This is a genomic window from Subtercola vilae (genome assembly GCF_004923255.1).
Taxonomy (GTDB): domain Bacteria; phylum Actinomycetota; class Actinomycetes; order Actinomycetales; family Microbacteriaceae; genus Subtercola; species Subtercola vilae.
In genome coordinates this window covers 1-25567 of the sequence record NZ_QYRT01000017.1, presented here as the reverse complement: position 1 = coordinate 25567, position 25567 = coordinate 1, and the positions used below count along the sequence as shown (strand labels likewise).

Annotated in this window: 28 protein-coding genes and 2 pseudogenes; 20 read left to right on the top strand and 10 right to left on the bottom strand. The window is 61.5% G+C overall.

Features of this window, described 5'->3' with window-relative positions; translation table 11 throughout:
- Positions 1 to 79 precede the first annotated feature (79 nt).
- From D4765_RS19685 to D4765_RS10225, 5 genes are all read left to right on the top strand, one after another.
- On the top strand, positions 80 to 652 hold the full coding sequence (locus tag D4765_RS19685; RefSeq protein ID WP_272898619.1) for a tyrosine-type recombinase/integrase: 573 nt from the start codon (positions 80 to 82) through the stop codon (positions 650 to 652).
- Entirely contained in the window at positions 652 to 984 is a 333-nt protein-coding gene (locus tag D4765_RS10240) for a helix-turn-helix domain-containing protein (protein ID WP_136642204.1), read from the top strand. Before D4765_RS19685 ends, D4765_RS10240 begins: the two co-directional genes overlap by 1 nt.
- Positions 981 to 1595 (top strand): hypothetical protein, encoded by a 615-nt coding sequence (locus tag D4765_RS10235; protein WP_136642203.1) that lies wholly within the window; start codon positions 981 to 983, stop codon positions 1593 to 1595. The genes D4765_RS10240 and D4765_RS10235 overlap by 4 nt, the downstream gene beginning before the upstream one ends.
- Positions 1596 to 2073: 478 nt before the next feature.
- The gene (locus tag D4765_RS10230) at positions 2074 to 2469 is read left to right on the top strand and encodes a hypothetical protein (RefSeq protein ID WP_136642202.1); all 396 of its coding nucleotides are present in this window, start codon (positions 2074 to 2076) and stop codon (positions 2467 to 2469) included.
- 222 nt (positions 2470 to 2691) lie between these two features.
- Positions 2692 to 3021, top strand: a complete 330-nt coding sequence (locus D4765_RS10225; RefSeq protein WP_136642201.1) for a hypothetical protein — start codon at positions 2692 to 2694, stop codon at positions 3019 to 3021.
- A 345-nt stretch (positions 3022 to 3366) separates the two neighbouring features.
- Here the strand turns inward: D4765_RS10225 and D4765_RS10220 are convergent, their stop codons facing one another.
- From D4765_RS10220 to D4765_RS10200, 5 genes are all read right to left on the bottom strand, one after another.
- On the bottom strand, positions 3367 to 3630 hold the full coding sequence (locus D4765_RS10220) for a type II toxin-antitoxin system RelE family toxin (RefSeq protein WP_136642200.1): 264 nt from the start codon (positions 3628 to 3630) through the stop codon (positions 3367 to 3369).
- A complete protein-coding gene (gene relB, locus D4765_RS10215) occupies positions 3627 to 3851 on the bottom strand; it encodes a type II toxin-antitoxin system RelB family antitoxin (RefSeq protein WP_237280368.1) in 225 nt (74 codons plus the stop codon). Before relB ends, D4765_RS10220 begins: the two co-directional genes overlap by 4 nt.
- Positions 3852 to 4632: 781 nt before the next feature.
- Positions 4633 to 4977, bottom strand: a complete 345-nt coding sequence (locus tag D4765_RS10210) for a hypothetical protein (RefSeq protein ID WP_237280367.1) — start codon at positions 4975 to 4977, stop codon at positions 4633 to 4635.
- Entirely contained in the window at positions 4977 to 5279 is a 303-nt protein-coding gene (locus tag D4765_RS10205) for a hypothetical protein (RefSeq protein ID WP_136642199.1), read from the bottom strand. The genes D4765_RS10210 and D4765_RS10205 overlap by 1 nt, the downstream gene beginning before the upstream one ends.
- A 363-nt stretch (positions 5280 to 5642) precedes the next feature.
- The gene (locus D4765_RS10200) at positions 5643 to 8009 is read right to left on the bottom strand and encodes a DUF4143 domain-containing protein (protein WP_136642198.1); all 2367 of its coding nucleotides are present in this window, start codon (positions 8007 to 8009) and stop codon (positions 5643 to 5645) included.
- A 731-nt stretch (positions 8010 to 8740) separates the two neighbouring features.
- On the opposite strand from D4765_RS10200, the gene D4765_RS10190 reads away from it, so the two are divergent.
- Complete coding sequence (locus tag D4765_RS10190) at positions 8741 to 9664, top strand: ArdC-like ssDNA-binding domain-containing protein (RefSeq protein ID WP_136642197.1); 924 nt, start codon at positions 8741 to 8743, stop codon at positions 9662 to 9664.
- Positions 9665 to 9722: 58 nt separating this feature from the next.
- The gene (locus tag D4765_RS10185) at positions 9723 to 10166 is read left to right on the top strand and encodes a hypothetical protein (protein WP_136642196.1); all 444 of its coding nucleotides are present in this window, start codon (positions 9723 to 9725) and stop codon (positions 10164 to 10166) included.
- A 212-nt stretch (positions 10167 to 10378) separates the two neighbouring features.
- Here the strand turns inward: D4765_RS10185 and D4765_RS10180 are convergent, their stop codons facing one another.
- Positions 10379 to 10606 carry a hypothetical protein gene (locus D4765_RS10180; RefSeq protein ID WP_136642195.1) on the bottom strand — a complete coding sequence of 76 codons (228 nt, stop codon included), beginning with the start codon at positions 10604 to 10606 and terminating at the stop codon, positions 10379 to 10381.
- A gap of 75 nt (positions 10607 to 10681) precedes the next feature.
- Between D4765_RS10180 and D4765_RS10175 the strand changes: the two genes are divergently transcribed.
- Positions 10682 to 11002, top strand: coding sequence for a hypothetical protein (locus D4765_RS10175; RefSeq protein ID WP_136642194.1), 321 nt, complete (start codon positions 10682 to 10684; stop codon positions 11000 to 11002).
- Positions 11003 to 11101: 99 nt separating this feature from the next.
- On the opposite strand, the gene D4765_RS10170 is transcribed toward D4765_RS10175, so the two are convergent.
- A complete protein-coding gene (locus D4765_RS10170; protein ID WP_136642193.1) occupies positions 11102 to 12565 on the bottom strand; it encodes a hypothetical protein in 1464 nt (487 codons plus the stop codon).
- Between the two features lie 95 nt (positions 12566 to 12660).
- Here D4765_RS10170 and D4765_RS10165 point away from each other — a divergent pair, with 95 nt between their 5' ends.
- From D4765_RS10165 to D4765_RS10135, 7 genes and pseudogenes are all read left to right on the top strand, one after another.
- Entirely contained in the window at positions 12661 to 13419 is a 759-nt protein-coding gene (locus D4765_RS10165) for a hypothetical protein (protein ID WP_161580408.1), read from the top strand.
- Positions 13416 to 13628 carry a hypothetical protein gene (locus D4765_RS10160; protein ID WP_136642191.1) on the top strand — a complete coding sequence of 71 codons (213 nt, stop codon included), beginning with the start codon at positions 13416 to 13418 and terminating at the stop codon, positions 13626 to 13628. The genes D4765_RS10165 and D4765_RS10160 overlap by 4 nt, the downstream gene beginning before the upstream one ends.
- Before the next feature lie 90 nt (positions 13629 to 13718).
- Positions 13719 to 14153 carry a hypothetical protein gene (locus tag D4765_RS10155; protein WP_136642190.1) on the top strand — a complete coding sequence of 145 codons (435 nt, stop codon included), beginning with the start codon at positions 13719 to 13721 and terminating at the stop codon, positions 14151 to 14153.
- A gap of 109 nt (positions 14154 to 14262) precedes the next feature.
- Positions 14263 to 14643 (top strand): hypothetical protein, encoded by a 381-nt coding sequence (locus tag D4765_RS10150; protein ID WP_136642189.1) that lies wholly within the window; start codon positions 14263 to 14265, stop codon positions 14641 to 14643.
- A 99-nt stretch (positions 14644 to 14742) separates the two neighbouring features.
- Positions 14743 to 15147 (top strand): transcriptional regulator, encoded by a 405-nt coding sequence (locus tag D4765_RS10145; protein ID WP_201799283.1) that lies wholly within the window; start codon positions 14743 to 14745, stop codon positions 15145 to 15147.
- Positions 15147 to 16040, top strand: coding sequence for a nucleotidyl transferase AbiEii/AbiGii toxin family protein (locus D4765_RS10140; protein ID WP_237280366.1), 894 nt, complete (start codon positions 15147 to 15149; stop codon positions 16038 to 16040). Before D4765_RS10145 ends, D4765_RS10140 begins: the two co-directional genes overlap by 1 nt.
- 164 nt (positions 16041 to 16204) lie before the next feature.
- Positions 16205 to 17389 (top strand): annotated as a pseudogene (locus tag D4765_RS10135) (IS256 family transposase).
- Positions 17390 to 17636: 247 nt separating this feature from the next.
- Here the strand turns inward: D4765_RS10135 and D4765_RS10130 are convergent.
- A complete protein-coding gene (locus tag D4765_RS10130) occupies positions 17637 to 18323 on the bottom strand; it encodes a hypothetical protein (RefSeq protein WP_136642188.1) in 687 nt (228 codons plus the stop codon).
- A gap of 157 nt (positions 18324 to 18480) precedes the next feature.
- Between D4765_RS10130 and D4765_RS10125 the strand changes: the two genes are divergently transcribed.
- Entirely contained in the window at positions 18481 to 18933 is a 453-nt protein-coding gene (locus D4765_RS10125; RefSeq protein ID WP_136642187.1) for a hypothetical protein, read from the top strand.
- Positions 18934 to 19319: 386 nt separating this feature from the next.
- Here D4765_RS10125 and D4765_RS10120 read toward each other — a convergent pair whose 3' ends face one another.
- Together D4765_RS10120 and istA are read right to left on the bottom strand one after the other, a co-directional pair.
- Positions 19320 to 20087, bottom strand: coding sequence for an ATP-binding protein (locus tag D4765_RS10120; RefSeq protein WP_136642186.1), 768 nt, complete (start codon positions 20085 to 20087; stop codon positions 19320 to 19322).
- Positions 20087 to 21676, bottom strand: a complete 1590-nt coding sequence (gene istA / locus D4765_RS10115; protein WP_136642185.1) for an IS21 family transposase — start codon at positions 21674 to 21676, stop codon at positions 20087 to 20089. Before istA ends, D4765_RS10120 begins: the two co-directional genes overlap by 1 nt.
- Before the next feature lie 230 nt (positions 21677 to 21906).
- On the opposite strand from istA, the pseudogene D4765_RS20150 reads away from it, so the two are divergent.
- The 4 genes and pseudogenes from D4765_RS20150 to D4765_RS10100 form a co-directional block, all read left to right on the top strand.
- Positions 21907 to 22239 (top strand): annotated as a pseudogene (locus D4765_RS20150) (SOS response-associated peptidase family protein); the annotation flags it as partial.
- A gap of 10 nt (positions 22240 to 22249) precedes the next feature.
- Positions 22250 to 22555, top strand: a complete 306-nt coding sequence (locus D4765_RS20145; protein WP_420824533.1) for an SOS response-associated peptidase family protein — start codon at positions 22250 to 22252, stop codon at positions 22553 to 22555.
- 1447 nt (positions 22556 to 24002) lie between these two features.
- Positions 24003 to 24395, top strand: a complete 393-nt coding sequence (locus D4765_RS10105) for a DUF3846 domain-containing protein (RefSeq protein WP_136642183.1) — start codon at positions 24003 to 24005, stop codon at positions 24393 to 24395.
- A 90-nt stretch (positions 24396 to 24485) separates the two neighbouring features.
- Positions 24486 to 25567 (top strand): ParB/RepB/Spo0J family partition protein (locus tag D4765_RS10100; protein WP_201799282.1); only part of this gene is annotated, 1082 nt, incomplete at its 3' end.

Below are 25567 nucleotides of genomic sequence, written 5' to 3'. Positions count from 1 at the left end.
GGATCTCTTCGACTGCGCCGACGAACGCGTCGTCCGGATCCGTAATTCCAACAGCAAGGGTTGGGTGCCGGCGTTCCGGATGGCGACGATGATGAAGACCGCTTACGCATGGGGTCTTCGCCGCAACGAGGTCCGGATGCTCGACCTCGTCGATCTCGCCGCTAACCCGGCAGCCCGTCAATTCGGCGAGGCCGGGATCGTATATGTGCGGCATGGGAAGGCGATGAAGGGGTCGCCGCCGAAACGGCGAAGCGTTCTGACCGTTCCCGAGTTCGGTTGGGCTGTCGGATGCTTGGATGAGTGGATCGTTGAGGGCCGGCCCCGTCTTGCCGCGCCGGGTGCGAGCTGGTTGTGGCCCTCTGAGCGCGGCGGCCATACGGTCGCTGCGAACTGGGTCTCGAGCATGTTCACCGAAGTCCGGAAGGAAGCGGGCCTGGACGATGGCCTCGATTTCCACTCCCTGCGCCGCTCCTACGTCACGCATCTGATCGAGGACGGCTACGACGCGTTCTTCGTCCAGCAGCAAGTCGGCCACGAGCACGGGTCGACAACCTCGATCTACACCGGCTTGTCCCCTGACTACCGGGCCCGCGTCGTCAACGACGCCCTCGCCCGAACCGCAAAGGCCGCAATCACCCGGAAGGAACCCTAATGGAACGCAAAATCGAATACGGCTGGCGGTTACGTGAGCTGATGGCCGCCCGCGGGATGAACACGATCTCCGACATCCTGCCCCACCTCGAAGATCGCGGTGTGCACCTGTCCGCGTCGCAGATCTACCGGCTGATCGGGTCGAAACCAGAACGCATGAACATCGTTATGTTCGGCGCCATCTTGGACACGCTCGACTGCACCTTCGAGGAGCTCTGTCCCATCAGCGTCGTCGCGACGTCTTCACAAATCCGCACCGGAACCGGTGGGCCATCCGCCACAGACTCCGACACGTTCCGGCCGCAGCGAGCACGCATCCTGCCTCCTTCGTGACGAACGGGCTCGGCAGGAGTTGCGCCCGCTGCGACCGCAGCTCGGTACGATTCGCGACCACCTGGCCCGAAGGCCGGATCTGTCGAAAGTGCTACCAAACAGCCACCCGCATCCACGGCACCTGCCCCACCTGCCGGCTACTTCCCGGCCTCACCGACGGGATCCCCTGCTGCGTTGATTGCGCCGGAATCCCGAAGGACTTCCACTGCACACGCTGCAACCGCGAAGACGAACCCGTCCGCCAAGGACTCTGCGCCCACTGCTGCCTCACCGACGACCTCACCATCATGCTCGACGACGGCACCGGACGAATCAACCCCGCCCTGCACGTCCTCTTTACCGCCCTGACTACCCAGGAACACGCTCGCTCCGCGAGGATCTGGCTGATCGTCAACCCCGACGTGACCGAACTGCTCCGCGCCCTCGCGACCGGTACCGCACCGCTCAAGCACGACACCTTCACCCGCCACCCAAGCCGAAGAAAGTCGAATTCCTTCGCGACCTTCTCGTCGAACACCGCATCCTGCCCCCCTACGACCGGGACATCGAACGGTTCACCAGCTGGCTCGAACACAAAATCAGTACCGCAACACCGGAGCAATCGACCCTGATCCGCCAATACGCCAGGTGGGTCCACCTGAACCGGATGCACCACCTCCTTGAAATAGGCGCCCTGAAACCCGGCACGATGCTCGCCGCCCGCCAATCCACCAGCACCGCCCTGGAATTCCTCCGCTTCCTCCACCACCGCCGAGTCTCACCACGGGAATGCACTCAGAACGATATCGACGCCTGGCTTGCCGCTGGCCCGACCACACACTCACTAGCCCGCGGCTTCATCCGCTGGGCAACTAAGAACGGCCACCTTCCTTACTAGCCCGCGGCTTCATCCGCTGGGCAACTAAGAACGGCCACCTTCCTGCCATCGAAGCGCCCTACCGGGTCGCCAAAACCAGTCCGATCGTCAGCCAAACCCAACGCCTCGATATCCTCCGACACATCGTCACCGATACGACCCTTGATTCCGCACTACGCGCGGCCGCCGTGTTCTTCCTGCTCCTCGGCCAACCCGTGACGAGGATCGCGACGATGACCATCGACCTGGTCGAAACCTACGAAAACGGTGTCAGCACAGTCCGCGTCACCGACACCGCAGTCATACTCCCCCCGCCGTTCGACTCCGTCATCCAGCAGCACCTCGCAGCCCTCCCCAACCAAACAACCTCGACGCACACAACCCAACGCTGGCTATTTCCCGGCGCCCGCCCCGGCCGACACATCAACCAAAGCGCCCTGATGATCAAACTCCGACGAGCCGGCCTCGACCTCCAAGGCGCGAAGAACGCCACCATCCGGGCTCTCGTCATCGACCTCCCCGCACCGATCGTCGCCGATACCCTCGGCTACAGCTACCCCACCACCGACCGCCACCGCCGCGACGCCGGAGCCACCTTCATCGACTACATCAACAAACGACTACCATGACGTCAGAAAATGAACGTCCTGTAATGGCGCCGCGAGGTCATCATTCCCGCGAAGACAGGAACAGACGCGTGACGACTGCCGTCGGGCGCAAATCTGACAGAATTGGCCAATCAATGACGCCGAAAAGCTACGGGGGACGCAATTTTTAGCAAAGCGCGCTTTGTTTCGAATTGGACGCCGCTCGTCGGCACAAATCTCGCGCGGCGACAATATCGAGCGTTGATGGTGCCGCTCATCTTGATCATCATCACCTGGGCCCTTTGGCTAATCGCCGGCGTCCTGAAATCCGCAGTAGGCCCTCAATACAGCACGCAATTTGGGATCGCCAACCTGCTGCTGCCCCTCGTGATCATCGCAGAATTCATCTTTGTGGCTATGTCCTTGCGCTCTATCCGCCTCCACATATCGAAGAAGCTTTCTGAAGCCGGGATGCAACTCACGACACAGCCAGCGATCCTAACTCCAACCCGGTTTCTGAACTGGAGCCGTGAGCAAGAGATCCCACTCGATCGCCTCAGCGATGTCCTGAGCGAGACCCCAGCTCAGAGCTAGCCAGGCGTAGAGACGGTCGTTCCCCAAGCAGCGCGCCGCAAAAGGTCTATTCGTCAATGAACCAGCCCAGCACAATACGAGACTCCCGAATACGAGACCACACCTGCAGCTGGGCGGAGAGGCCCGGAATCATGCGGAGTTTACACGAGTGAGCGATAAACTCAGGACGAAATTATCGGGTCGTATGCTCCTATTTTTACAGCCCGATTCGGCCGTGCCTGAGGCTGCTTTGCCGCCCAGACGCAACCTCACGGAGGTGGTCGAAGCGCCAGCTTTGACGTCTCCCGGGCCCGTCACCGCTCCCCCAGACGCACCTAGCGGATTCGGTGTAATCCTCAACTGTTGTCAGTAAATTTCAGATCGATGACCAAGGTCTAGAGCAACCAGAACGAGTTGATCATCCAAGATTTCAACGATGACCCGGTAATCACCAATGCGATATCGCCAATAGCCGGCGCGGTCAGCGCTGAGACCTTTTCCGCGATCGCGCGGATTCTCCAGCTCAGTGACGTCTTCGAGGTAATCACGGATCCGACGAAGCATAGGCTTGTCGAGGCGACGCGCCGCCTTGTCAAACTCAGGCGTCGTCTCGAGATGCCACCGCGTCACGCGTCCAGCTCAGCCCACAGCTCACTCGCCGGCCGGGTAGAGCGATCCGAAGCTTCCCAACGCTCGATGACATCGTCGGCCCAATAACGTTCCTCGAGATCGCCAAGGTGTTCATGCACAGCTTCGCGAACATAGAACGTCTTTGAACGTCCCGTGCGCGCAGCAAGCGTCTCCAGACGCTGCACTTCATCATCCGACAAGCGAATCGACATCGCACCCATCTCGCGCCTCCTGCGATACATGTATTGCAAGTGTATCAGACCGGCAGTATTGGCAACCTGCGGCGAACTCTCCCCCGCTCCGCCCTAAGCGAGATAATGGATATTAGGTCAAGTATTCGCCAGAAGAGGCCCGGAAAAGCGGAACTTTCCTGTCTTTCTCTGGCTAGCTATATGCGCGCGTTTCATGACTAATCAGGACGCCCGGGCGCTCCGGACCACCCGCGCGCATCCCGCAAAAAACTCGGAACCCGGCATCGCGGTGCCGTTTCCTCAAACCAATATTGTTTGCCATGGCGGTCCGGTGATGCCCCTCCCCCGCTCTCCTCATACAATTTAGTCGAGCACTTCTCGGCAATCTCGTCGCGCTTATTGATCTGTGCTACTAAGCCGTAGTTCCGGACGCTCAGACTAGTTGCAGGCGGGGTGGTCGAGGATTGCCCCGGGCCGCCTCCCAAACACGGGCCGCCTCGACGTAAGGGCCGGACCAGTCCGGTAGGTCATCGGTGTTACCCACGCCGTCTCCCCACCGCTCGGGTTCATCGCTAAATCCGAGACCCTTTCGAGCACCAAGCGAACCGTCTGCGCGGACTCGCACGCCGTCAATGAACACGTGCAGCGCACCGGGGCCGTCGGAACCCGCCCAGTGCTCTACACGCAACATCCTCGGAGCTACCACCAGCCGCCGACCACCGGTTTCGACGCCCCCAACATCGGCAGGCCGTCGGGCAGCGTCCACGAATACGCGACATCGCAGTGCACGATACTCATCCTTGCACCAAGCTCACTCTCGGCCGAGATTGGCGATCGCGCGGCGGTACGCATCAAGATTCGCGCGTCTTCCCACCGCGACGGCCTCAACGGCGACAGCGTGGAGCTCGTCGGGCGTGTAGCGGTACACGAGACGGTAGCGAGGCTTGCCTGAGCCGTTGGGATCGAAGTAGAACTTGTAGCAGTCGCCTAGGTCGCCCGTGTCAACGCGGGAGTCCAGCTTCACCCCGGTAACCTTACCGTCGCGAATAAGAACGAGCATATCGAGCACCATCTTTTTCGTGGCCTGGTCAGGTAGATCATCCATGTCGTTCTGAAATCCCGGCACGAGTGCTCTCAGCTGCAGCTTTGCCGTCACTACCGGTATGTGTCGGAGTCGAGGCCGAGCGCGGCGGCTACGTCAGCCAGGGGTACCGACTCGCCGGCGGCCGCACGTTCACGCACCATGTGAGCGATCTCTATGTCTTCGATGACCGGCACGAGTTCCGCATAAAGCTCGAACGGGATCACCACACCCTCAGCGCGGCGGTGGCCACCAAAGATGACCGGCTGTGCCATCACGCCCTGGGCACGGAACCGGCGGAGCGCATCAGGAAGCGCCACCCGTGCCTCCGAGGTGGGAAGGACGGGTAGGACCGGCAGAGCAGACGATGACGACATGCCATCATGATAGCAAGGTAGCTCCAAAAGTTGTACGCTTTGTAGGCCATAAAGCTGTGCTAATACTGGATATTGCGTCAAGTAATCGCCGGAAGAGGGCCGGAAACACGCGGATGTGATAATTATCAATCGATATTTCTCCCGCGCGGACTGCGCGCAGGAGAGGAATGCCAGGGACCTCAAGATCCTCGCGGCATGGGGTCGCGGTCGGTATCGAAGTGACACCAGAGGACTTAGGAACGGGAATGCTTCCGGGATGGAACGGTAACGCTTCCCGTATGGCTTTTGAGCGAAAAGGCTCCTCCCCGGCTCGCAAGAACCGTTAATTGGTGATTGCTATCTAATTGGTTGGTGTACTTACATCTATATTCGGTCTCGCCATGCTCGAGCAGAGGCTTGAATGCCGTTGAGGAGTTGCAGGGCTGCGCTGAATGCACGGCTCATCGGGCGAAGGTGGCGGGATACTTCCCCGATGCTTCGTAGCTTTTGTTCCATCAGGTCCGCTCCGGGGAGTTCGAGCGTGTTTGCGAGGCTGTCGAGGGATTCGAAGACGCTGCGCCGGGTTGTGGTGTCGGGAATCTCGCTGAGAATCAGTGCGGCCCGGGAAATGTCCGAATCGTAGCCTTGCCAAAGCGCGCCAAGTGTTTCGGTGGCAGTTCGCAGATTCTCGACTGGACCCCGTAATTCCTCGCCGAGGTCGGCTAGAACCTTCGCCGCACCATAGGTGTCGGCTACCTGCAGCGCTGGTTTGCCTTGGAAGACGGCACCGATGTCGCCGAAAGCGTTCTTGAAGTCCATAACGGCAACCTCGAAGTCTTCTTTCCGGCTTTCTAGGGCTTGCTGCAACTCGATGAGGTCTCGGTCATCTTTCGGCACCATTGGGGTGATAGCAGATACGTCGGTGATTCCTTTGGTCCGGTTATCGATCGTCTGCTTGAGGCGGGCGGCGACGCGTTCCAGGAGTTGGTCGTACTGTATTGAACCGGGTTCGATTTGCCGGATCTCGGTAATGCTCTCCCATTGAGTTTGCCGGATTTTGGTTAGTACAGGGTCGGATTCGGCGACGACATCGGTGTCGGCGATGTCCACCCACTGCAGCGGGAGCAGGAGTTTGGGCTCTTGAGCTTCGGTGGCTGCCGCAGCGAAGTTCACCACTTCTTCTCGGCAAGCTGGGCTGGTGAGGTAACGCGGTGTCACGATGCTGAGGAGGAACGTTGTGCTTTCGGCTTCGCTCTTGAGCCGGCTGCTCCATTGTTGGCCCCAGGCGATATCGTCACGATCAATGAATAGTTCGATGGTGTGACCGTATAAGTAGTCGTATGTATCGACGAGGTCTCGGGCGAATTTCACGATTCGACCACCGGAGCGCTCATTGTCGGCGTGGACGTAGCTGAGGAACATGCTCGCGTCGCGGCTTCGGGTCTCGGTCGGGATTGTAGGCATGTGGACCTTACTGTTAGTTTGGGGTTTTTCTTCAAAGGTGGTGCTGTCGTTTAGGGTGCTGATGGGTAGTGCCCAAATGTTGTCGGCCAGTTGTCGGACTTCGTTCCCGGTGTAGTAGATGAAGCCTCGATGAAGCCCGCGGTCTTGCTGAAGGGCACGCATTGCGGTGAGGTCGCGAGGGTGGATAGTGCGTGACGCTTTGACCTCGATGCCGATGACTCTGTTGGATCCGTCAATCAGGACAAGGTCTACCTCTGGGCTGGTCGCGCTGGCTTGTCGCCAGAAGTACGCTTCGGGTCGCGTCTCAGACCATTCTGTTGAGGCGAGGATTTGGTTGACAACGTGGCTTTCCAGAAGGGCGCCGAACGTTTCACGATCCTCGATAAGGTTCGTTCCTGCCCGGACCAAAGATTCAACAGAAAATGATGTGTCCACGGGATGGATTTTTGCTCGGGTATGACTTTGCCTGGACGGGTTTGTTGCCAGGTTCGCGAGCCAGTGAACCAGAAAGACGCGCTCGAAAAGACCCAGATATCGGTCGATGGTTCGACGGTCCAGGTCGTGGCTTTGAGCGATCCGGCTTGCGTTGAAGATTCCGCCCGGGGTGCGTAACAGGTTGTCCAGGACTGTGCGTGCGATTGTTGCGTCGAACCCCCGGCCGGGAAGCACGTCGTCGCTGAGGACCGCGGTCAGGTCTGAACGAATCCGTTGAGAGGTCTGCCCGTGCGTTTCAATGAGGTCGGGAAATACGTATGTAGGAAAGCCTCCCAACCTCATCTGATCCAGGAGCGCGTCATCTGAGAGGTCGGCGCGAGTGTGCTGCACCGGGATCTGTTCATAGAGTAGATCGATCAGAGAACCCCGCTGCGATGAGATCTCCCACGACGTCAGTGGACTCATCGTGAAGCGCCGCGACCGCCGCGTCAGCGGATCAGACCCGTTCAACCCTGATCGCCCAATCGATGCCGAACCCGTAAGAACGAAATGAGTTCCGGAGCCCAAGGTATCGACTACCTCTTTCAGTAACAACGGCAGGTCCGGAATGAGCTGGGCCTCATCGATGATCGCAGGACGAGGCAGCCGGCGCAGCCAACCCGCGAGGTCCGCCATCGCAAAGCGGCGCGTCGCAGGATCCGCCAAGCTTGTATAAGAAAAACCAGCAGCAACCATGGTGTTCCTCATCAGCGTTGTCTTACCGACAGCCCTCGCGCCCTCCAGGACCAAAACGGGCACACCGTTCGCGAGCAGCAATGAACCACCGATGAGACGTTCTACCAATGCGACCATACAATTAATATACACGCTAGGTACTAATATTTATACATTGGATGTATTGGAAGCTTTTGTGCGGTGAGGGAGTGCCTAACCGAGGTGCGAGTCGCGGGTCTGTAGTCGGGGCCTCGATCAGGAGGTGACGGATAACTCCCTCCGGGCCTAGTCCAGCAGCCTGCTGGACTATTTGCTCCCGGTCGGGTCAGGCCTTCGCGAGAGCGCGCATGTAGAACAGATTCGATCTCGAGAACCCCTTGATCGAAGGGAACTCTGCACGAAGATCCGCCGCGAGGCGGGCAACGATTTACGTCCCCCATTCCTCATCGTTTTGGCGCTGCAGTTGGGGCCCGGATGAGGATGTTACGGGCAACTCCTTCTAGGCCCCCTTCACTCTTCGGCGAGGCTCTAGTGGGCGGCCGACGGAGGCGGACGCGACTCCGTGGTGAGGCTCCCGGCGAACCGCGGCGTCGCAGTGCTCCTGATGGGAGCCGCTTCGCGGCGCTGTCTGGCCCTGACGGGCCTTTTGTTTGTTTTTGACGTGAAGCCTGGCGGCATCGTACGTCCGTTCGGGAGCAGTTCAAGTGGCTTCGCCACCGGTTCCCCCGACAAGCGCGGCCGCGGTCACTGGCGTTCCCTTATCTCGGCCGAACTTCTCTCCGCCACCGCCCTGCGGGTTGCACAGCTCCCGCCCGTCCTGCTCGACACTTCGTGCCTTCACTGCAAAAACAACGAAGGGGGAAGAGAAGATGACCACCACCACACGCAGCACCAAGGACACGGCCGGTAAGCCTGCCAAAAGTATTGAAGAGAAGAAAGCGCAAGCCGAAGCGTTACACGCGTCGATCAGTGACCAGGTCGAGCAGCTGCGTAACACCGAACGGTGGGCCGCGTTTCTGGACTTCGCGACCGCGTTTCATACTTACTCGCTGAACAATTTGTTGCTGATCTTGGCGCAGAAGCCCGAAGCGTCCCGGGTCGCCGGGTTCCGGAAATGGCAGACCCTTGGCCGTCAGGTCCGGAAAGGTGAAACCGGGATCCGGATCTTCGGGTACTCCACGAAGAAGATCACTGAAGATGACGACAACGGTGAAGCCCAGGAAAAGCGGGTTGCCCGGTTCCCGATCCTGTCGGTGTTCGACATCAGCCAGACCGACCCCGCCGAAGGCGCACCGGATGCGACCGCGCTCACCGAGCAGCTCACCGGCACGGCAGACTTCGGCGTCACCACCGCGCTGACCGCGCACCTGATCAGCGACGGGTGGACGGTCTCATACCGCTCTCTGCCCGGGACGATGAACGGGTACGCGGACGCTGCGGAAATGAGTGTAGTTCTGGACGTGAATCTCAGCACCGAACACAGGGCCAAGACCCTGATCCACGAGACCGCCCACATCCTGATGGACCACACTGGCGATCCAGCCGAGTACGCCGAGCACCGGGGCCTGATGGAGACCGAGGCGGAGAGCGTCGCATACGTCGTCGCAGGCCTTGTCGGGTTCGATACCAGCGCGTACAGCATCGGCTACATCGCCGGTTGGGCTGACGCCAACACCGACATGATCAAATCCGCAGCCGCCCGGGTACTCCGCACCGCGCACCAGATCGCCGCGATCCTCGACACCGAAAACGACAGCGCCGCCGACAATAGCGCCGAAGACGCCGCCGAGTAGCACTCCTGGGAGGGGTGAGAACAGGCCCACCCCTCCCCGAACTTTTGAAGGAGACACCATGATTATCACGTACCAGCGGCCCGATGCCCTCGAACCGCACCAGATCGACCCAGACGCCCCACCCGCTGACCTCAGCCCTACCGGCGCCGAGTGCGGGCGCACCACGATCGATGTGCAAGGCGCTGAATGGCGCTGCACTCGCCAGCCGCACCCCGTCCAGGACGAACACCGGGCTGCCTATGATCGGGACGGTGACGGCCCAGACGGTGCCGTCGCAATCGCCTGGACCTACCAATACGCCCTCACCGACCGGAACATCGGCGACGGCATTGATCGTGCTCTGCCGACCCGGAGTCTGACCGTGACGCTGTCCTTCCCGGAGCGTGCCGCGCACGGTATCAACGTTGACGTTGTGACCCGCAGCATGATCAATGCCGCGCTCGATTACTTCTGGGAAGGCGATCTCGATGACGTCACAGCCACCACAACCTTGACCCCCTGATACGGTGCGGCCGGCCCTTCCGGGGCCGGCCCTGAGCGGGATCCCCCTCAGACTCCCCCACCATCGCACCCTCGGCCAGACTCGTGCCACACTGGCCACGCTTCATCCCCGCAGCTATTGTTGACTCGAACATATGTTCGAGTCTCTGTGGATGGGGTGTATCACGTTGGCGAGCAACCGGACACGGTCTTGCGTGGGCTGGCCTGGCTCGGTCAGCGGGGAAGCCGAGCGCGGAGGCGACGGATTTCGATGATTCCAACGATGCTGATCGCAGCTCCTACGCCGCATATGAGTGCCCAGCCGAGAATGTTGTGCCACTGGCCGTGAAACGCCGACCAGGTTTGTTCGCCCGCGAGAGCGAAGATGAACGCGGCCGCCCCGAACCAGACCATGACGTTCGCGGCAACCGCTGTCTTGGCGAGGCTCCGTGGTTTGCTCATGAGCAAAGAGTCCCACCATCAGCTGCACGTTGTCCACGCCTTTCCACTGCCGGCGCCATGAGCGTGTGTTGAGTCGTGACTTCGAACCGGCGCTACGCAAGCTCGATCGAGCGACGCTCGCTTCAGAAGAAGAACCTCCGCGACATGGTCGGTGAGCCCGACAGCCTCACGATGTTCGAGTTGGATTTGGAGAACGAGCTCGTCACGTACGACCCGAAGCCGAAAAAGGCACGGGCGTGGGTTCGGTACTCCGGCCGAGCGATGAAGGTGAACGTTTACGTCCTGGCATGGACGCCCACTGCGGTGAGAGTACGTTGGGTGAACGCTGAGCAGGTCCGGCAGGAGGCATGGGTGTGGCAACCCGCCGTACAGAACACGCCATGGACCGAACTATAAAAGTCGTCCACTCTGCGGTGACCGGTCCGGAACTGGTCTTGGCTTCAAGACCCTCCTCCGCACCGGCGGCGTACAACCACCCGGGCACCCTCGGATCGGTTAGGGTTTCGGTGGCTGGGTGAGGGTGTATCGGGCGAACGCGGCACCGACCGGTTTCACAGTGCCCCGGACCCCGTATTCGCGGTCGTCTTCGAACGCGCCTAACCGGCGGAGGGTCCGCCAGGTATCTGCGAACAAGGTGAAGGCCTGATCGGGTCTGATCTGTCTGCCGGAGGGGTCTGCCCAACCAATCGAGTACAGCCCTGCCGCTACCGCGGCCGAGTACTCGTTATGCGATTGCGAAGACCGGGCCGCTACAGCGAGGAGGAAGAACTCCGTCGCCCGCGCCTCGACCTCGGTCGGCCGTACCAGCATCGAACGTGCGAGGAAGTTCCAGAGGCCTGCCGGGTCACCGGTCAGACGCCGGCCAACCGGTGTTGGGAGCAGGACACCTTTCCGGCGGTGCAGTAGCTTCATCGCCATCATGCTTTCCCGGTGATAAAGGACCGGCATAGTCAGGTCTTCACGGTTCCCTTTCCCGACCCAGTCTTTCTGCCAGCCCAGTTCTTCCATCGCTGATGCGACGACCGCGGGCGGGAGATACCCTGCCGCGGTCAGCCGGATGCCACCGCCTCCGACCTGGTCAAGCAGCCACTGGTACGGCAGCACGAACCTGGCCTTCGCGGTGATGCTGACCGTGACGGGTTCATCAAGGTGAGCCTGCCGCACCTGACTTCGAAACGAGGCGAGCGCGTCGGGTCGCATCATGCTTTCAAGCTCCTCGGGAATCGTCAGCACCCGATTCGGCACGACGGATTGGGCGGGGCTGCCCTGTTCGGCGGGGGCTGCGTCTTGGGTGCTCGTGCTGTCGGGCAGCACTGCCCGGGTGAGTTCACGGACGGTGGTGCGCTCGTGGGTTGCCCAGGCTTGTAGGGTGCCTGCGACGGCGAGGATACCGCCGGTGAGGATCATCAGTCCGGTGTGCCTTCGGTGTAACCCCGAGATGGAATCAAACGCCCGCCCCTTCCCTGCCAGCGCGAGCACATCAGCCGCCGCGGTCCGGGCAGGTTTGTCCCACACCGGAACCCTCGTGCCACGAAGCGTCGCGTGCAGTGCCGGGGTCGTGTGCCAGGTATCCAGAAGGCCGAGGCTGACACCGATGACGTGTGCGATCGATGGTTTGTCCCCGGCCGGTTCGGGTTCGAGCCCGGCGATAAGAGTTCGAGCGGCTGGGGTGTTGCCGTCACCGATCGCCTCCGCCACAAGGCGGAGGATCCGGAGTGCTTGTTGCCGTGAGTTATCGACGGGCACGAAGCGTTCGAAGTTTCGCCGTTCCACAGCCCGGCCGATCGCCGCGTTCAGGGTGTCAAGGTCAGGGGCTTCGAGGTTGTTGACATCGAAACCGTCCTCGGCAAGTAACGGCCCGATCTCTTCCATCAACTCCGCAGCAAGGCCCGGGCGGTGCACAACACCGAGCTCGGCCATCAGCCGTTTCACCTCGGGATCATCAAACGCATCCACCATACAGACCAGACTACCGAGCCGACAAAAACTATTTCATCGGTTCACTGGTTGATTCCGCCACCGAACCATCGTTCGATACCTATATGCGGCAAACCGTGGAACGGAAAGCCAAGTTCATCAACCAGATCCTTCGCGGAAAGCTCGATTCCCGCGAGATCGAGGGCATCGGGGACGCCGCGTTAGGGGCGGCGGAGATGAAAGCAATTACCTCCGGTAACCTGCTCCTGTTGGAAAAGGCCGAGGCCGATAACGACTATCAGCGTCTGCAACGCCTCGAGCGGGCGCATCACCGGGCCCAGACCGTGCTTGCCGCTACCCGCCAGCAAGCATCTTCTCGCATCGATAACGCCGAGAACGAACTGTATCTGCTGCGCCAGGCGCTGCCCCGCACCACCGACGTCAGTGGCGACAACTTCGTTATGACCGTCGGGAACAACAGGTACACCACCCGCGCGGAAGCTGGCCAGGCTCTCACCGAGTGGGCCGCGAACTCGGGAGCGAAGTGGCTTTCGGCATACGAGAACCGCAGACTCGGCACCCTCGGTGAGATCGCCGGTCACACCATCGATGCCGGCGCCGCGCCGGGCCTGAACCAGCAGCCCTTCATTACGCTCACCCTGCGCGATATTCCACACAGCAGCATCCAGCTCGGCCGTGACTCGTTCCTCGAGGGCGGCGCCGGCCTGATCCGCCAGCTCGAACATCGCGCGACCGGGATCCCGCGCAGCATCGAGACAGTCGAGCAGGCCAAGCAGGAAGCCCAAACCGCTATCCGGGAGGCCGAGGCCAGGCTCGGTCAGTCCTTCAACACGTCGACGAGCTCCGGCACGCGGAAACCCGGCTCAACGCCGTGAACACCGCTCTGGCCGCAGAAATGCTCGACGACAGCGCCCCATCAGAACCAGGCCACACTCAACCCGTCAGCACCCCGACACCGACGGCGTCGACGGGAACCGAGCAGACCGCCGAAAGGCTCCGGAAGATCCTCAACGGCAACCCCGATCCCCGTGACACCCACGATCGCGACCCGTATCCAACAACCACCCTTCGAAACCGGATCTGAACAAAATGACGCCGCCGAATCGCGACGCACACGGCTTGGCGGCCTCATCTGGCTCTCGATTCCGCCGCGGCGGTCTGAAATGATGTGGGTATGTCGTCAGCACGGTTCTTGAATGAACAGCCCCCCGGTGTCCGAGTCTATGAAAGTTCGCTGGCCTACCTGGCCGAGCATCCAGACCGGGCCGGTCGATGGGGTATACCGGGAGATGTTGGTGGCTGGGACGTGGCTGACGGCTTTCGTCTGTCAGAACCCGAGCTCGGCAACGATGCCTTCAGCGAGTGGCGGATCTCCGTTCTTCGTGGTGAGGCGTATGCGGTGTTGCGGCGCTTGCCTGGTGCACGAAATTTCGCGTTCTCCGGTCCCGTCTGGGTGCTCGGCGACGTGCCCACCGAGGGCCCGAACGGTCAGGAACCCTCGAAAGACGCGCGTGAGCTGCTGGCCAAGGTCGAAGCTGTGCGCAACGAACCGGACTTGTTGTTACGTGCCATTGAAGTGTTACAAACCCCGCGTGCGATTGCCTGCTGAGAACGTTTCGCGCCCTCAAAATATCTGCGGCCGACTCCCGTTCGCCGGCTGAACAGAGTCCCGGCGCCGAGCGGGCCCGGAGATACGATGCGGACAGAGAGGGGCAGAGATGCATATCTGCGAGGAATGGAAACCTCTCGAAGACAAATATGGAAACCTCTGGATTCAGGCTCAAGAAGACCCCTGGATGCCTGGCAAAGGCTTCGGAGACTGGCCCGGCGCAATCATGGTCCTCAACCCGTCTGGCGTCAGACACCTCCTTTTCGACAATGGGCGGTGGTATCGAGCATTCCGCGACCGCTACGAGGCCATGACCGCGGCCGAGGTGATCTTGCTATCACCAGCAGATGCGTCGACGATCCTGGGAATCTCACACAGCTGGATGCTCAACAATTCCTCTGATCCACGAAGCCATGAGCTGAGCGGCGAGCTCTGCGAGGGCGTGAAAACCGTTATTCGGCACTTTGCTGATCTTGCCTACAACCGGTAAGCCGCCCCCAGAATTTGTGTTGTGCAGCGGCTTGGGCCCCTTTCTAGTGGCCGGCGGGCACCCGCGGTAAACTGGGGTCAGAAATGTGAGGAGGTCGAAGTGGAGTTCACGTACGAAACTGTTCCCTCGTCCACCGGCGTGATTGGGACATCACTCAAATCGGCGGCGCCGACGAAGCGGATTCGTTTTCAGGACGTTAAGCCGTACGACGCCCCCGAGCAGCTCGAAGACTTGCGGGGGCCGGCCTCCGGCGCCCTCCGGCTCCCGCCGTGGATCTACTGGGGACCGAACCCCGCTGTCGACCTTTCAGCGCTGTGGGGAGCCACCAAGGCGTACCAGGCCACGATCCAAGAAGGCACTGTCGAGGACCAGGTGAAGATTCTGAACCGTGACGTTCTGATTTCGGTCTGGGCGGAACTCAACCTGCCTCCGCGGGCGCGGCAGCTGTGGGAGAGCCGCTTCCCCGAACTGACGGCGCGCACGTCGCCGCAGCCACTCCGGTAGTGAACGCTCTGGCCGATGCCGGCGGCCTGGCTCCGGACGAGGCGCTGCAGCGCGACGTGACCCGTGCCGCGCTGACCGCGCTCGAGGGCACACAGTTCGCTCTCGCGGGCTCGGGCGCGATCCGTGAGCACGGGCTCACCGACCGGCCCACCCAGGACGTCGACCTGTTTACGTCCGACGTCGACGCGACCCGGTTCTCTACCGCCGTCGACACCGTCATCAACGAGCTCCGCTTGACCGGGCTGCAGGTCGATGAGCGTCGACGGGTCGAGTCCTTCGCGCAGCTGCTCGTCACCACGAGCGACGGCCGATTCGTGGAAATCGACATGGGCGTCGACTCGCGCGAAGGCGATCCTGTCACCCTCTCCGTTGGCGCTGTCCTCAGTCTCGACGACGCCGTGGGTAACAAAGTCAGCGCCCTTTACAGTCGCGCCGAGGATCGCGACTATCTCGACGTCGACGCCATCAGAATGTCCGGCAAATTCACCGACGCCCAGCTGGTCGACGCTGCGGGCGAACGTGACGCGGGATTCGGGATCCCGATGTTCATCACCCAACTCGAGCGGGCCCAGAGACTGACCCCCGAGCGCGTGGCCGACTACGGAGTACAACCCGCCCAGCTCGCCGCGATCAAGGAACGATTCGCCACCTGGACCGCCGAACTGCGCGCTACCGCCAGCACGCCGCCAGTTTCACCGAACCTCGCCCCTGACCTACAGCGGGGCGTCGACGCTCCGCAAGTCAGGAACGACAGCGTTACGCCAACCGCATCCCACGAGCACAACCAAGAACGACTCCGAAAGATCCTCGGCGACAACGACAACGACAACGACAGCACCGGACACAGCTACGACGCTCCCGCCCCGCCGACGAAACTTCGACACCAACCATAGGGGCAGCGGTGCGAGTCGGGACTGTGCTGAATTCGGTGTTTCTGGCCTAACGCGTCGGGCGTGTGCCTGGCGGTGAAGGTGCCGTGGTGACGACACTGGATGTTGTGAAGAGAAACAAGCCGGAGCCCTCTGCGGAGGAGCTCGCAGCGAAGGAGTTGGTCCGGATGGCGGCCGAGCAGGGCTTGTCCCTCACGGGCCCGGATGGGCTGTTGAAGCAGTTCACGAAAACGGTCCTCGAGACCGCGTTGAACGAGGAAATGACCGAGCATCTCGGGCACGAGAAACACCACGCCGATCCCGGCCGGAAGGCCTCGAATGTGCGGAACGGGTCCCGACCGAAAACAGTCCTGACCGAAGGGACCGGGCACGTACAGATCGAGGTCCCCAGGGACCGGGAGGGCACCTTCGTCCCGGTGATCGTGAAGAAGCATCAACGCCGTCTGGGCGGCGTTGATAAGATGGTCCTGTCGTTGTACGCGCATGGTTTGACGACGGGTGAGATCAGTGCGCACTTCGCCCAGATCTACGGGGCGCAGGTGTCCAAGGAAACCATCTCCAGGATCACCGAGAAGGTGTCCGAGGAGATGGCGTCGTGGTCCAGCCGGCCCCTGGACGCCGTCTACGCAGCGATCTTCATTGTCCCCAGCGCAAGAATGCGCCGTGGGCCCAGCGATCGTGGTGAAGATCCGTGACGGCCAGGTCGCGACTCCCCAGGCGGGAACACCGCCCGTGGGCCCAGTCCGATCTATGCGGCGATCGGGGTGTCGCTGGAGGGAGAGAAAGACATCCTTGGCCTCTGGGCCGGGACTGGTGGTGAGGGGGCGAAGTTCTGGATGAGTGTCCTCACGGACATCAAGAACCGGGGCGTCACCGATGCGTTCTTCCTCGTCTGCGACGGTCTGAAGGGACTGCCGGAGGTGGTGGGCAACGTGTGGCCGTTAGCGACGGTCCAGTCCTGCATCATCCATCTGATCCGCAACACGTTCCGGTTGGCGTCGAAAAAGGACTGGGACGCACTGAAGAAAGATGTCCGCCCGATTTATACCGCCTCGAGCCCAGCCGCAGCTCGTGCCGCGTTAGAGGAACTCACCGAGAAGTGGGGCAAGAAATATGGTGCGATCATCCGGTTATGGGAGTCCGCGTGGGAAGAATTCACCCCCTTCCTCGATTACGACGTCGAGGTCAGAACCGTGATCTGCTCGACGAATGCGATCGAATCGCTGAACGCCCGTTACCGGCGTGCCGTCCGGGCTCGGGGTCATTTCCCGACCGAGGCCGCGGCGCTGAAATGCCTGGGGGTACCCCCGCTGACGCTTCAGTGGGGGAGATCTCGTGACCCGGTCGCTTGACCCGACCGGGGTTGGCAGGACACGCTGGACAGTGCGGTGGAAACCCGCGCTGAACGCGTTCGCGATCACCTTCGCCGACCGCTGGCCGGCAGCAGAAACCTACTAACCAAAAATGCCGGAAACACCAAAAACGTTACAGACCCTGCGAGTCACCGAACAGTCGCGGACGGTGGGGAGTAGGGGACAACGGTGCGCGTCACATACCTCTAGGTTTTCAGGACAGTTTGAATTGTGCTCACACCTGAACCTAATCGCCCAAGCCCGGAGGGCAGATTGTGCTCGATTGCGGGAACGCGGTGATGAGGCGATCGTTGGTGTTGGAGTAGGCGGCGCGTGCATTGAAGGTGTAAACAAGGCCAACACCTTCTTTATAGAAATCGACGTTGACAACTGCGCATGTGGTCTGGTTGAACTGGTTGACGGTCGAGAAATTGGGGTAAGAAATCGCGTCCCCGGCAGCGACTGCCATGAGGTCGTCCCAGGATTGCATCCCTTGACTTTGCGGAATCCAGCCGGCGTTGACTGCCCCGTCAAACTTGGCTTGCCAGTCTGCTTTCTTTCCAGATTCAATGTGCTTATAGCCGTAGCTGCTGTTGCCGCAGCGAAGGTTGATTTCCCGTCCTGGCTGCTCGTTCTGTGATGGGGTGTAGAAAGTCGCGAAGATGTCATCGTCGTGATTGAGCGTGTAACAGCCATACCACTGGTCGAAGTTGATCAGGTTGGTGTGAGGGCCGGTCGATTGTATCGGCGGGGTGCCGTGCAGGTGAAGCGGTTGTGTCGGAAAGGATGAGTCGAAAGGCACTTCTTGACCGTTGACGCGGACCATCATCGTAACCGCGCCGGTGTCAGCTGTTCCCGCGAAGGCTGGCGCAGCGCTTCCTACGATCAACAGACCCACGACCGTGGCAGTAAGCAACGATTTCTTAACCCTCATGGTTTCCTCGATCCTGTCATGACCGCGAGCGGTCGCAATATGACCAGTATGGCTCGGGAGGGAATCTGTGCCTGTCCTCTCTTATGGGGACAGCCACAGGGCAAATGCTGTGCTTATGTGGGTGACGTCGCATGGCTTTGGTGACTAGAGTCGGGTCATGGCTAGCGCGGTTGAGTACCTTCGGTCAGTCGTGCGGGTGTTCCCTGACTATGCGGACACCGTTCTCTGGTTCGCACCGGGACCGGTGGCCTATGAGGACGCGCACCTCACGAAAGAACTCGAAGCGAGGATGAAGGCGTGGGAGAACTCCTATTACGCCGCCCTCACAGAACTTTTTGAGTGGCAGAAAGGTTTCGATGTCGTTGCGTTTGATCGCAGGGGTCTCGGGTTAGCGACCTCACTAGCCGATGAACTCGGTGATGCTCTCGGGGTCGAGTATCGCAACCACCAAGATGGGGGTCAAGAAGCAGTGACCCTGCGAGGAGCCGGCGAGGGAACGAATCCTGCAGCACGAGCAGCTTTCCTCGAGCTGAGTCGAGTGTCGCGAGAGACAATCGATCACCAGCCGCACTATATGCCAGGGACAGTTTTTCTGCGCCAAGAGCGATAGAGCAGCCAGCGACCCCCGACTGATTGACCAACATGGCCACCCCTTACTGGGGAAGACCGCTATCCGTGTTTGTCGGTCTGTCGGCTGAGGTATCAGAGGATGAGATCGCAGATGCTTGCCGCTTCTACGGGTCAAGGGTTCCCGTCCGAGCACGCCAGAAAAATTGATCCAAATCCCTGCGATGCGGTCGACACCGGCGCCCGCTAATTCGCACTTACTGCGAATACCAGATACTTTACTTGATATAAGGTTCATTATCGGCGCAAATGTACCGCACGCCTTTACGTGGCGAGTAGCGGTTCTTGGTAGCGGTAGTCCATGTTGTTGGTAGCGCGATTCTGTGGAAGTGGTAGCGGCCCGAGCTTGCTGCCCGGACCGCTATCGCGTTATTCCCAGTACCCCTCGTGGGCGCGGGCCTGGTCATTGCGGTGTCGACGCATGTCGATTTGGCCGAGGTTGATGATGCGGGCGTTGTTGGCGAGTCGGTTCACGATCGAGTCCGCGGCGACGCGGTCGGGCAGCTCGGCGACCCAGTGCGCGGGTCCGGTTTGCGAGGCAATCATGGTCGGCAACCGGTGTTCCCGGTTGGCGAGGATCGCGAACAGGTCGCTGGCGGCGTCGCTGTCGATGCCGACGGTGAGGAAATCGTCGATGATGAGCAGGTCGATGTTGGAGAGCTCGTTCAACAGTTTCTGATGCGCGATCCCGTCACCTCGGGCGATGATCAGTCGGCGGGCGAGGTCGTCCATCCGGTAAAAGAGGACCGAGTGCTCGCTTTGGCAGGCGCCGATGGCCAACGCGCAGGCGAGGTAGGTTTTCCCGCCCCCGGTGGGTGAGATGATCAGCAGGTTCGTCGGATCGGTACGCCAATCGTGGGCGGCGTAGCGTCGCATCCGAACCGGTGTGATGCCGCGGCCGTCGCGGTAGTCGACCTCCGCTACGGTCGCTCCTGGGATGGGGACCGCGGCTTGGCGGATGAGTTTGTCGACTTTGTTGATGCGCCGTGACTCGAGGGCGTCATCGACCGCGGTGAGGAACAGCTGCTCGGGGGTGAGGGTGTCGTTGGTTTCGTCTTGGATGAGTTCCTCCAGCCGGGTCGTGACGTGTGTTACGCGGAGGGCCCGGAACTTGTCGTAATCGATGCTCGTGAACATCAGATGCTCTCCTCGCCGCGTGCGTAGTGCGACGCATCGCGGACATAGACATCGGGGTCGGCATCACGGAAAACGACGGCGCTGCCGTGTTTACGTGTCGAGGCAGCCGGGGCCACCGGGCGGGGCTTTCTCATATCGGTGTCGATCGCGGCCATCAGCCGTTTCAACGTCGAATACGTCGGATGGGCGCGGCGGTTGAGGAGATCCTGGCAGGCTGCTTCGAGCCGTTCCCGGTTGTTCTTCCCGAGCCCGTCGAGGATGTTCTGACACGCCAAATACCCTTGCGCCTCGATCGTTTGTGCGTCGAGGATCTGCTCGATCACCGTGACTGTTGCCGGGCCGACGCTTCGGGCCCGATCGGTGAACCAGCGCCTGGACCACAGCCCGTCGATGTTGCGGTGCTGCGGCGGCACGTGTTCCGGCAGGGTCGAATACTGCCCCTTCCGGCCCGTCAGCCTCGGGTGGTCGCAGACACTCTCGTGCCCGTCGAAGACCGTGACTGTCGACGCGGTCAGCCGGACCCGCAGAAGTCGGCCGGCCAACGCGAATGGCACGGAATATCGTTGCGTGTCCGCAGTGACGTGATAATTCCGGGCCGCTTTGAGCTCTTTCCATTCGACGTCCTCGAACCCCGCATCCGGCAACGCACCGAGCAGCGCGCGTTCCTCGGTGTCGAACCTTTCCCACCGGGTGCTGTCGTCGGCACGGCGAATGTCGTGATTGATCTCTCGTACCCGCTCACCGATCGCGTCGTTCAACTCGCTGAGGGTCGTGAACATGTCATCGTCGAGGTAACCGATGACACGCTTATTGACGACGTTCACCGCGTTTTCCGCGGCTGCTTTGTCGCGCGGGCGCCGGACCCGTGCCGGCACGATCGCTGTTTGGTAGTGGTCGGCGAGTTGCTGATACCTGGCGTTCACGACGCGTTCCGCGTCGCCCTTGTGGGTCTGGTGCGTCGAGGTCGTCGGGTTGTCCGGGACCACGATCTGCGGCACACCGCCGAAGAACGCGAACGCCTGCACGTGCGCGTCAAGCCACGCCGGGGACTTCATATCAGCGAACGCGCGGCAGAACATCAGCCCCGAAAACGGCAACACCGCGACGAACAACACCGCCCTCGTCACCTCGCCGGTGATCGTGTCAACAACATCGATCGTGTCACCGGCCCAGTCCACGAGCATCGCCCGGCCCGGCTCGTGACGCAGCACCGCGACGAGGTCGTGGCTGCGGAGGTAATCGGCAAACAGGGCACAGAACTGCGAATACCCGTACTTCTTACCCACATCTTTCGTGTCGACATAGCGCCGCCACGCCAACAGCAAAGTGAAATGCCGGTTCTGCTTCATCGACGCCAACACCCGCGACAAATCAGGCTGGTCGTATTCCTCCGACACTTTCCGGCGCCCGTCGGGGAACCAGACTGCCAACTCCACATCGCTCACCCCAGAAGCCGAGCTGACGCCCCGTTCCCGGACCTCTTGCGCGACCCGTGCCACGTCACGATGCGAGCAGCCCGCGACCTCGACGACGTCACGGTAACTACGCCCCTCCAACAACAACACCAAGATCTTCCGATAGTCCGCCATAGTGAACCCGCCCCAAACGATGAGATGACGAACGCCCAATGCGCCGTCATCTCACAGCAGAGCAGCCCTCAGACCCCCGGCGCTACCGTGTGCCCGGAATCGTGCTACCACCTGACCGGGCTACCGCTACCCACAACCGCTACTCGCCATTTACGCCCTGACACTCGGACAATCATTACCTTCCCGGGAGATCCCGGCCGCTGAAGATCACCCTTTGAGTAGCGCGATGTATGGTGGAGCGCATGTGCGGGCGGTTCGCGATCGACGGCAAGGTGAACGAGACGATCACCGCCTACGTTCACGCCGGCGGTGATCCGCAGGAGTGGCGCCCAGCGGACTGGGTGGCTAACTACAACGTCGCGCCAACCAACCCAGTCATCGTCCGCGACCGCGTCGACGAGGACTCCGGCGAGCTGCGCTGCGAGGTCGACTGGGATGCTACGTGGGACTTCCGGCCGCCGTGGCTGAAGACGCCGGCGCCGCAGATCAACGCGCGGATCGAAAACCTCACGAGCTCGAACCTGTGGAAGAAGGCATTCCTCGGGCGACGCGTGATCGTGCCCATGCTCGGCTATTTACGAGTGGAAGACGATCGCGGGCAAGAAGCAGCCCTACTTCATCCACTCCGACGCCGACTTCCTCTCGGCGGCAGGCATCTACGTCCCGGTCAAGACCGGCGACGACTGGAATGTCCGGTTTGCCATCATCACCCGAGAGGCCCGCGACGCATCCGGCGAGATCCACGACCGCATGCCGGCGTTCCTCACCCCGGACCTGTGGGACGCATGGCTCTCGCCCACCGAACTCGAGGACCCCGCTGAGACCCTCGACATGCTGCTGTCGTCCTCTGAACAGGTCGCGTCGACGATCACCACATAGCCGGTAGGCCTAACCATCAACAACGTCCGCACACGCCCGACCTGGGACGACCCCGAGCTGCTCGAGCCCGTCGACGTCGACGGTATGTGACAAGAATGGCAGCGCTGTGGCGGGTCTGTTATCGCGATGGTCAGCAGGTCGGCAATGTGTCGGTTGAGGTCGACACCGCTGAGGCAGCGGCGTCGACCGCACGAATATTCCGACCGAGCTCTGTGATCGCCGCAGTGTTCTCCCTCCCGCTCGATCCGAAACGTCGACCCACGAGTGAATACTCGGACATGCCGCCCAGGTACCGCGAAACGAATCGGTTTCGAGGCCCGATCGACGGTGAAGACGGATATGCCCTCGTGACGGTTACGAGTGATGGGCAACGCTCGTTCTGGCCGGACCGACCTATCAGCCTCGAGGACCTATCAGCCTCGAGGACGCCGGGTGGCGGCGAGACTGGGTGCTCCCCAGCAATTTCGAGAGAGCCTTCGACCCTTCGAACAAATATTTCCCCGAGGTCCGCGTCCCGATCCTCCCCAGCATCGTCAAGCTCGTTGGAGCCGACCCACTCAATCTTGACTTAGCCGAGGGATCCTTGGAGAGTCCCGAGCTGGGGCGCGACCCGGAAGGGAGTGCCCGTAGCCGGCTCCAGCTTCTAACTTTCGTAGTCCTCGCCGTTGTTCCAGCGCTGGGCCGTGGCTTGAAGATGGGTGCGGCTGCTGTGACGGGCGCGCCGTCGCTCGCGCTTGTGGCTCTGGCCTTCATGGCACATTTCGCAGGAGCAGACGTTCCTGCCGTCGTATTTCCACTCCCATCGACACGCGGCTCGGTCCCATTCGCGGTCGTCGACGACGCCGCGGGGTGGTAGGTCGCACGCACGATCGCCGTGGTTGTGAACTGCGACGGCAGATACGTCGCAATGCGATATGCGTACGCGAAGAGGTTCGTGGGCATCGGTGTGTGACAAGGCGGCTTCCGAGAGTCGAAGAGCGCCGACCCACAGCCCCTCGGTGAGGGTGAGCCGGCGCTACGGCTTTCGAAGCCCCCAGATATCCGTCGTCATGTTCCTATTCTGCTCCCACCTGGCCTTGTCAAGGTGCGGGGGCTCCAGGGCGTCGCGCTGTTCCTCCTCGGCGGCACCGGCGCCTGCAACGCCTGCGCGACCATGCGTCGATGCAGCCGGTCACTGGGCGGTACCGGATTTGCCGGTGCTGTTCTGATTGATCTGTGCCGGCGGTGCCGGCGCTGTCTTTTTTGGGGAGGTCGTTGTCCTCCCCATTCGGCTTGCCGATCCTAGCTCCCGGGCCCGTCCGTGTGCTCTCCAGTCGCTATTTGCAGACTCCGCACCCTGCGGGCGCTGCGCTTAGCAACCGCTCCCTCCGCGCCCACGGCCGTGTCCGGAAGCCCTGATCAACGCACCGAATGGGAAGAACAACGATGAGGAAAGTTGGGTATACACATGCTTTACGGGATACGGCTGAGTCTCGACGGGGATCTCGCACGCATCGAAATCGATGACAGTACGGTGACCGCGCGGTTGTCGGGCATCACCCAGTCGATCAGCGTCGACGTGTTCGATGCCGTCGGGCTGCCAGAGGGCATCGACGTGTTCGTTGACGACGAGGGGTTGTACCGGTCGAGTCTGAACATCGAGCTTTCCGTCATCGCCCGCAGCAACGGGATCGACGGGGTGCTGTTCGGAGCGGGCCTGTTCCTCGGACACGCTTCTGACGGAGAGAGCGTGAGCCTCACCGACGAACAGATCAACATCATCATCGGGTGGCGGATGCAGTACCGACCGGCAGCGGAGTACACGGCGCTCCTCGCGCCCGCGCTGCTCGGGAACATCTAACCCCTGAGCAAAAAGAATTCCGGGCCACCTACTTGGAGGTCGGTGGCCCGGAACAACAAACAAATAATCAAGCGAAAGGTTACACCTGAAATGACACACACCACTATCGCCCCAGCCGCTACCGCGCCGGAAGAGTTGGTGCGCGTAGACGCGGCCAACATCGTTCTGGAAGAGAACATCCGCGACCACCCCGAAGACGCACTCGTTGAAGACTGGTTCGTTGACTCCGTCCGGCAGCATGGAGTCTTGCAGGCCGTTCTCGGCTACCGCAACGACCTGGGCCAGGTCGTCGTTCGTGACGGCCAGCTTCGAGTACTCGCCGCACGCCTCGTCGGCTGCACGGTACCAGTGCTGATCGGTGAGCGCCCGCTGGACGTCGTGCACCGCGTCACGGAGCAGTACGTCACCAACGAGCGCCGCACAGGACTGACCGATCACCAGAAAGTCGCCGCGTTCCGTCAACTCGAACTCGGCGGGCTGAGTGTGACCGCGATCGCGAAGCAGACCAGCACCAGCAAGGAACAGGTCAAAGCATCGTTGACCGTCGCGAAATCGGTCGACGCTAGCACCGCCCTCGCGGGCGGGCAGATCAGTTTCGACACCGCGCTCGTGTTGGCAGAGTTCGACGGCGACGACGCCGCGATCGCGGAACTCTCCCAGATCGCGGAGGGTGACTTCCACGACTTGGAGTACGCGGCCGAGCAGATCAGGCAGGAACGGGTCAACGAAGCCAAACGCATAGAGGTCGTCGCTGACTTTCAGGCCGCAGGCGTGCGCGTGGCCACGGACGAGGATTCCTACGAGAGCGTTCACCGGCTCACCAATGCTGAGCCCACCGACACGATGCGCCCGCAGCTAGACGCGGACGAACACAAGACGTGCCCCGGGCACGCCGTGACCGTGGTGGTCTACCACGGCGACGATGTGCGGGTCAGCCCGGTGTGCTGCACCCCAGAAGCGCATCGACCGCGCTGGGCCAGCTTCGGGAGTACCCCGGCGCAGGCTGGGCCGATGACGGACGAGCAGAAAGCGGAACGCAAAACCCGGCGGATTCAAGCAGTGATTGCACCACTTACTCTGTGGATGGTGTTGATCGATATGTCTGGACGGTTCTCCGAGCGAATGCTCCCTGACGTCGTTACGAAGCTGTGGGACCTCCGGGAGGTGGGTCG

Bases quoted from the DNA above. Each gene is read 5' to 3' on its own strand.
- D4765_RS19685 (WP_272898619.1), top strand. From the start codon at position 80: ATGGCGACGATGATGAAGACCGCTTACGCATGGGGTCTTCGCCGCAAC.
- D4765_RS10240 (WP_136642204.1), top strand. From the start codon at position 652: ATGGAACGCAAAATCGAATACGGCTGGCGGTTACGTGAGCTGATGGCC.
- D4765_RS10230 (WP_136642202.1), top strand. From the start codon at position 2,074: ATGACCATCGACCTGGTCGAAACCTACGAAAACGGTGTCAGCACAGTC.
- D4765_RS10225 (WP_136642201.1), top strand. From the start codon at position 2,692: ATGGTGCCGCTCATCTTGATCATCATCACCTGGGCCCTTTGGCTAATC.
- relB (WP_237280368.1), bottom strand. From the start codon at position 3,851: ATGGGTGCGATGTCGATTCGCTTGTCGGATGATGAAGTGCAGCGTCTG.
- D4765_RS10205 (WP_136642199.1), bottom strand. From the start codon at position 5,279: ATGTCGTCATCGTCTGCTCTGCCGGTCCTACCCGTCCTTCCCACCTCG.
- D4765_RS10200 (WP_136642198.1), bottom strand. From the start codon at position 8,009: ATGGTCGCATTGGTAGAACGTCTCATCGGTGGTTCATTGCTGCTCGCG.
- D4765_RS10190 (WP_136642197.1), top strand. From the start codon at position 8,741: ATGACCACCACCACACGCAGCACCAAGGACACGGCCGGTAAGCCTGCC.
- D4765_RS10185 (WP_136642196.1), top strand. From the start codon at position 9,723: ATGATTATCACGTACCAGCGGCCCGATGCCCTCGAACCGCACCAGATC.
- D4765_RS10180 (WP_136642195.1), bottom strand. From the start codon at position 10,606: ATGAGCAAACCACGGAGCCTCGCCAAGACAGCGGTTGCCGCGAACGTC.
- D4765_RS10170 (WP_136642193.1), bottom strand. From the start codon at position 12,565: ATGGTGGATGCGTTTGATGATCCCGAGGTGAAACGGCTGATGGCCGAG.
- D4765_RS10155 (WP_136642190.1), top strand. From the start codon at position 13,719: ATGTCGTCAGCACGGTTCTTGAATGAACAGCCCCCCGGTGTCCGAGTC.
- D4765_RS10150 (WP_136642189.1), top strand. From the start codon at position 14,263: ATGCATATCTGCGAGGAATGGAAACCTCTCGAAGACAAATATGGAAAC.
- D4765_RS10130 (WP_136642188.1), bottom strand. From the start codon at position 18,323: ATGAGGGTTAAGAAATCGTTGCTTACTGCCACGGTCGTGGGTCTGTTG.
- D4765_RS10125 (WP_136642187.1), top strand. From the start codon at position 18,481: ATGGCTAGCGCGGTTGAGTACCTTCGGTCAGTCGTGCGGGTGTTCCCT.
- D4765_RS10120 (WP_136642186.1), bottom strand. From the start codon at position 20,087: ATGTTCACGAGCATCGATTACGACAAGTTCCGGGCCCTCCGCGTAACA.
- istA (WP_136642185.1), bottom strand. From the start codon at position 21,676: ATGGCGGACTATCGGAAGATCTTGGTGTTGTTGTTGGAGGGGCGTAGT.
- D4765_RS10105 (WP_136642183.1), top strand. From the start codon at position 24,003: ATGCTTTACGGGATACGGCTGAGTCTCGACGGGGATCTCGCACGCATC.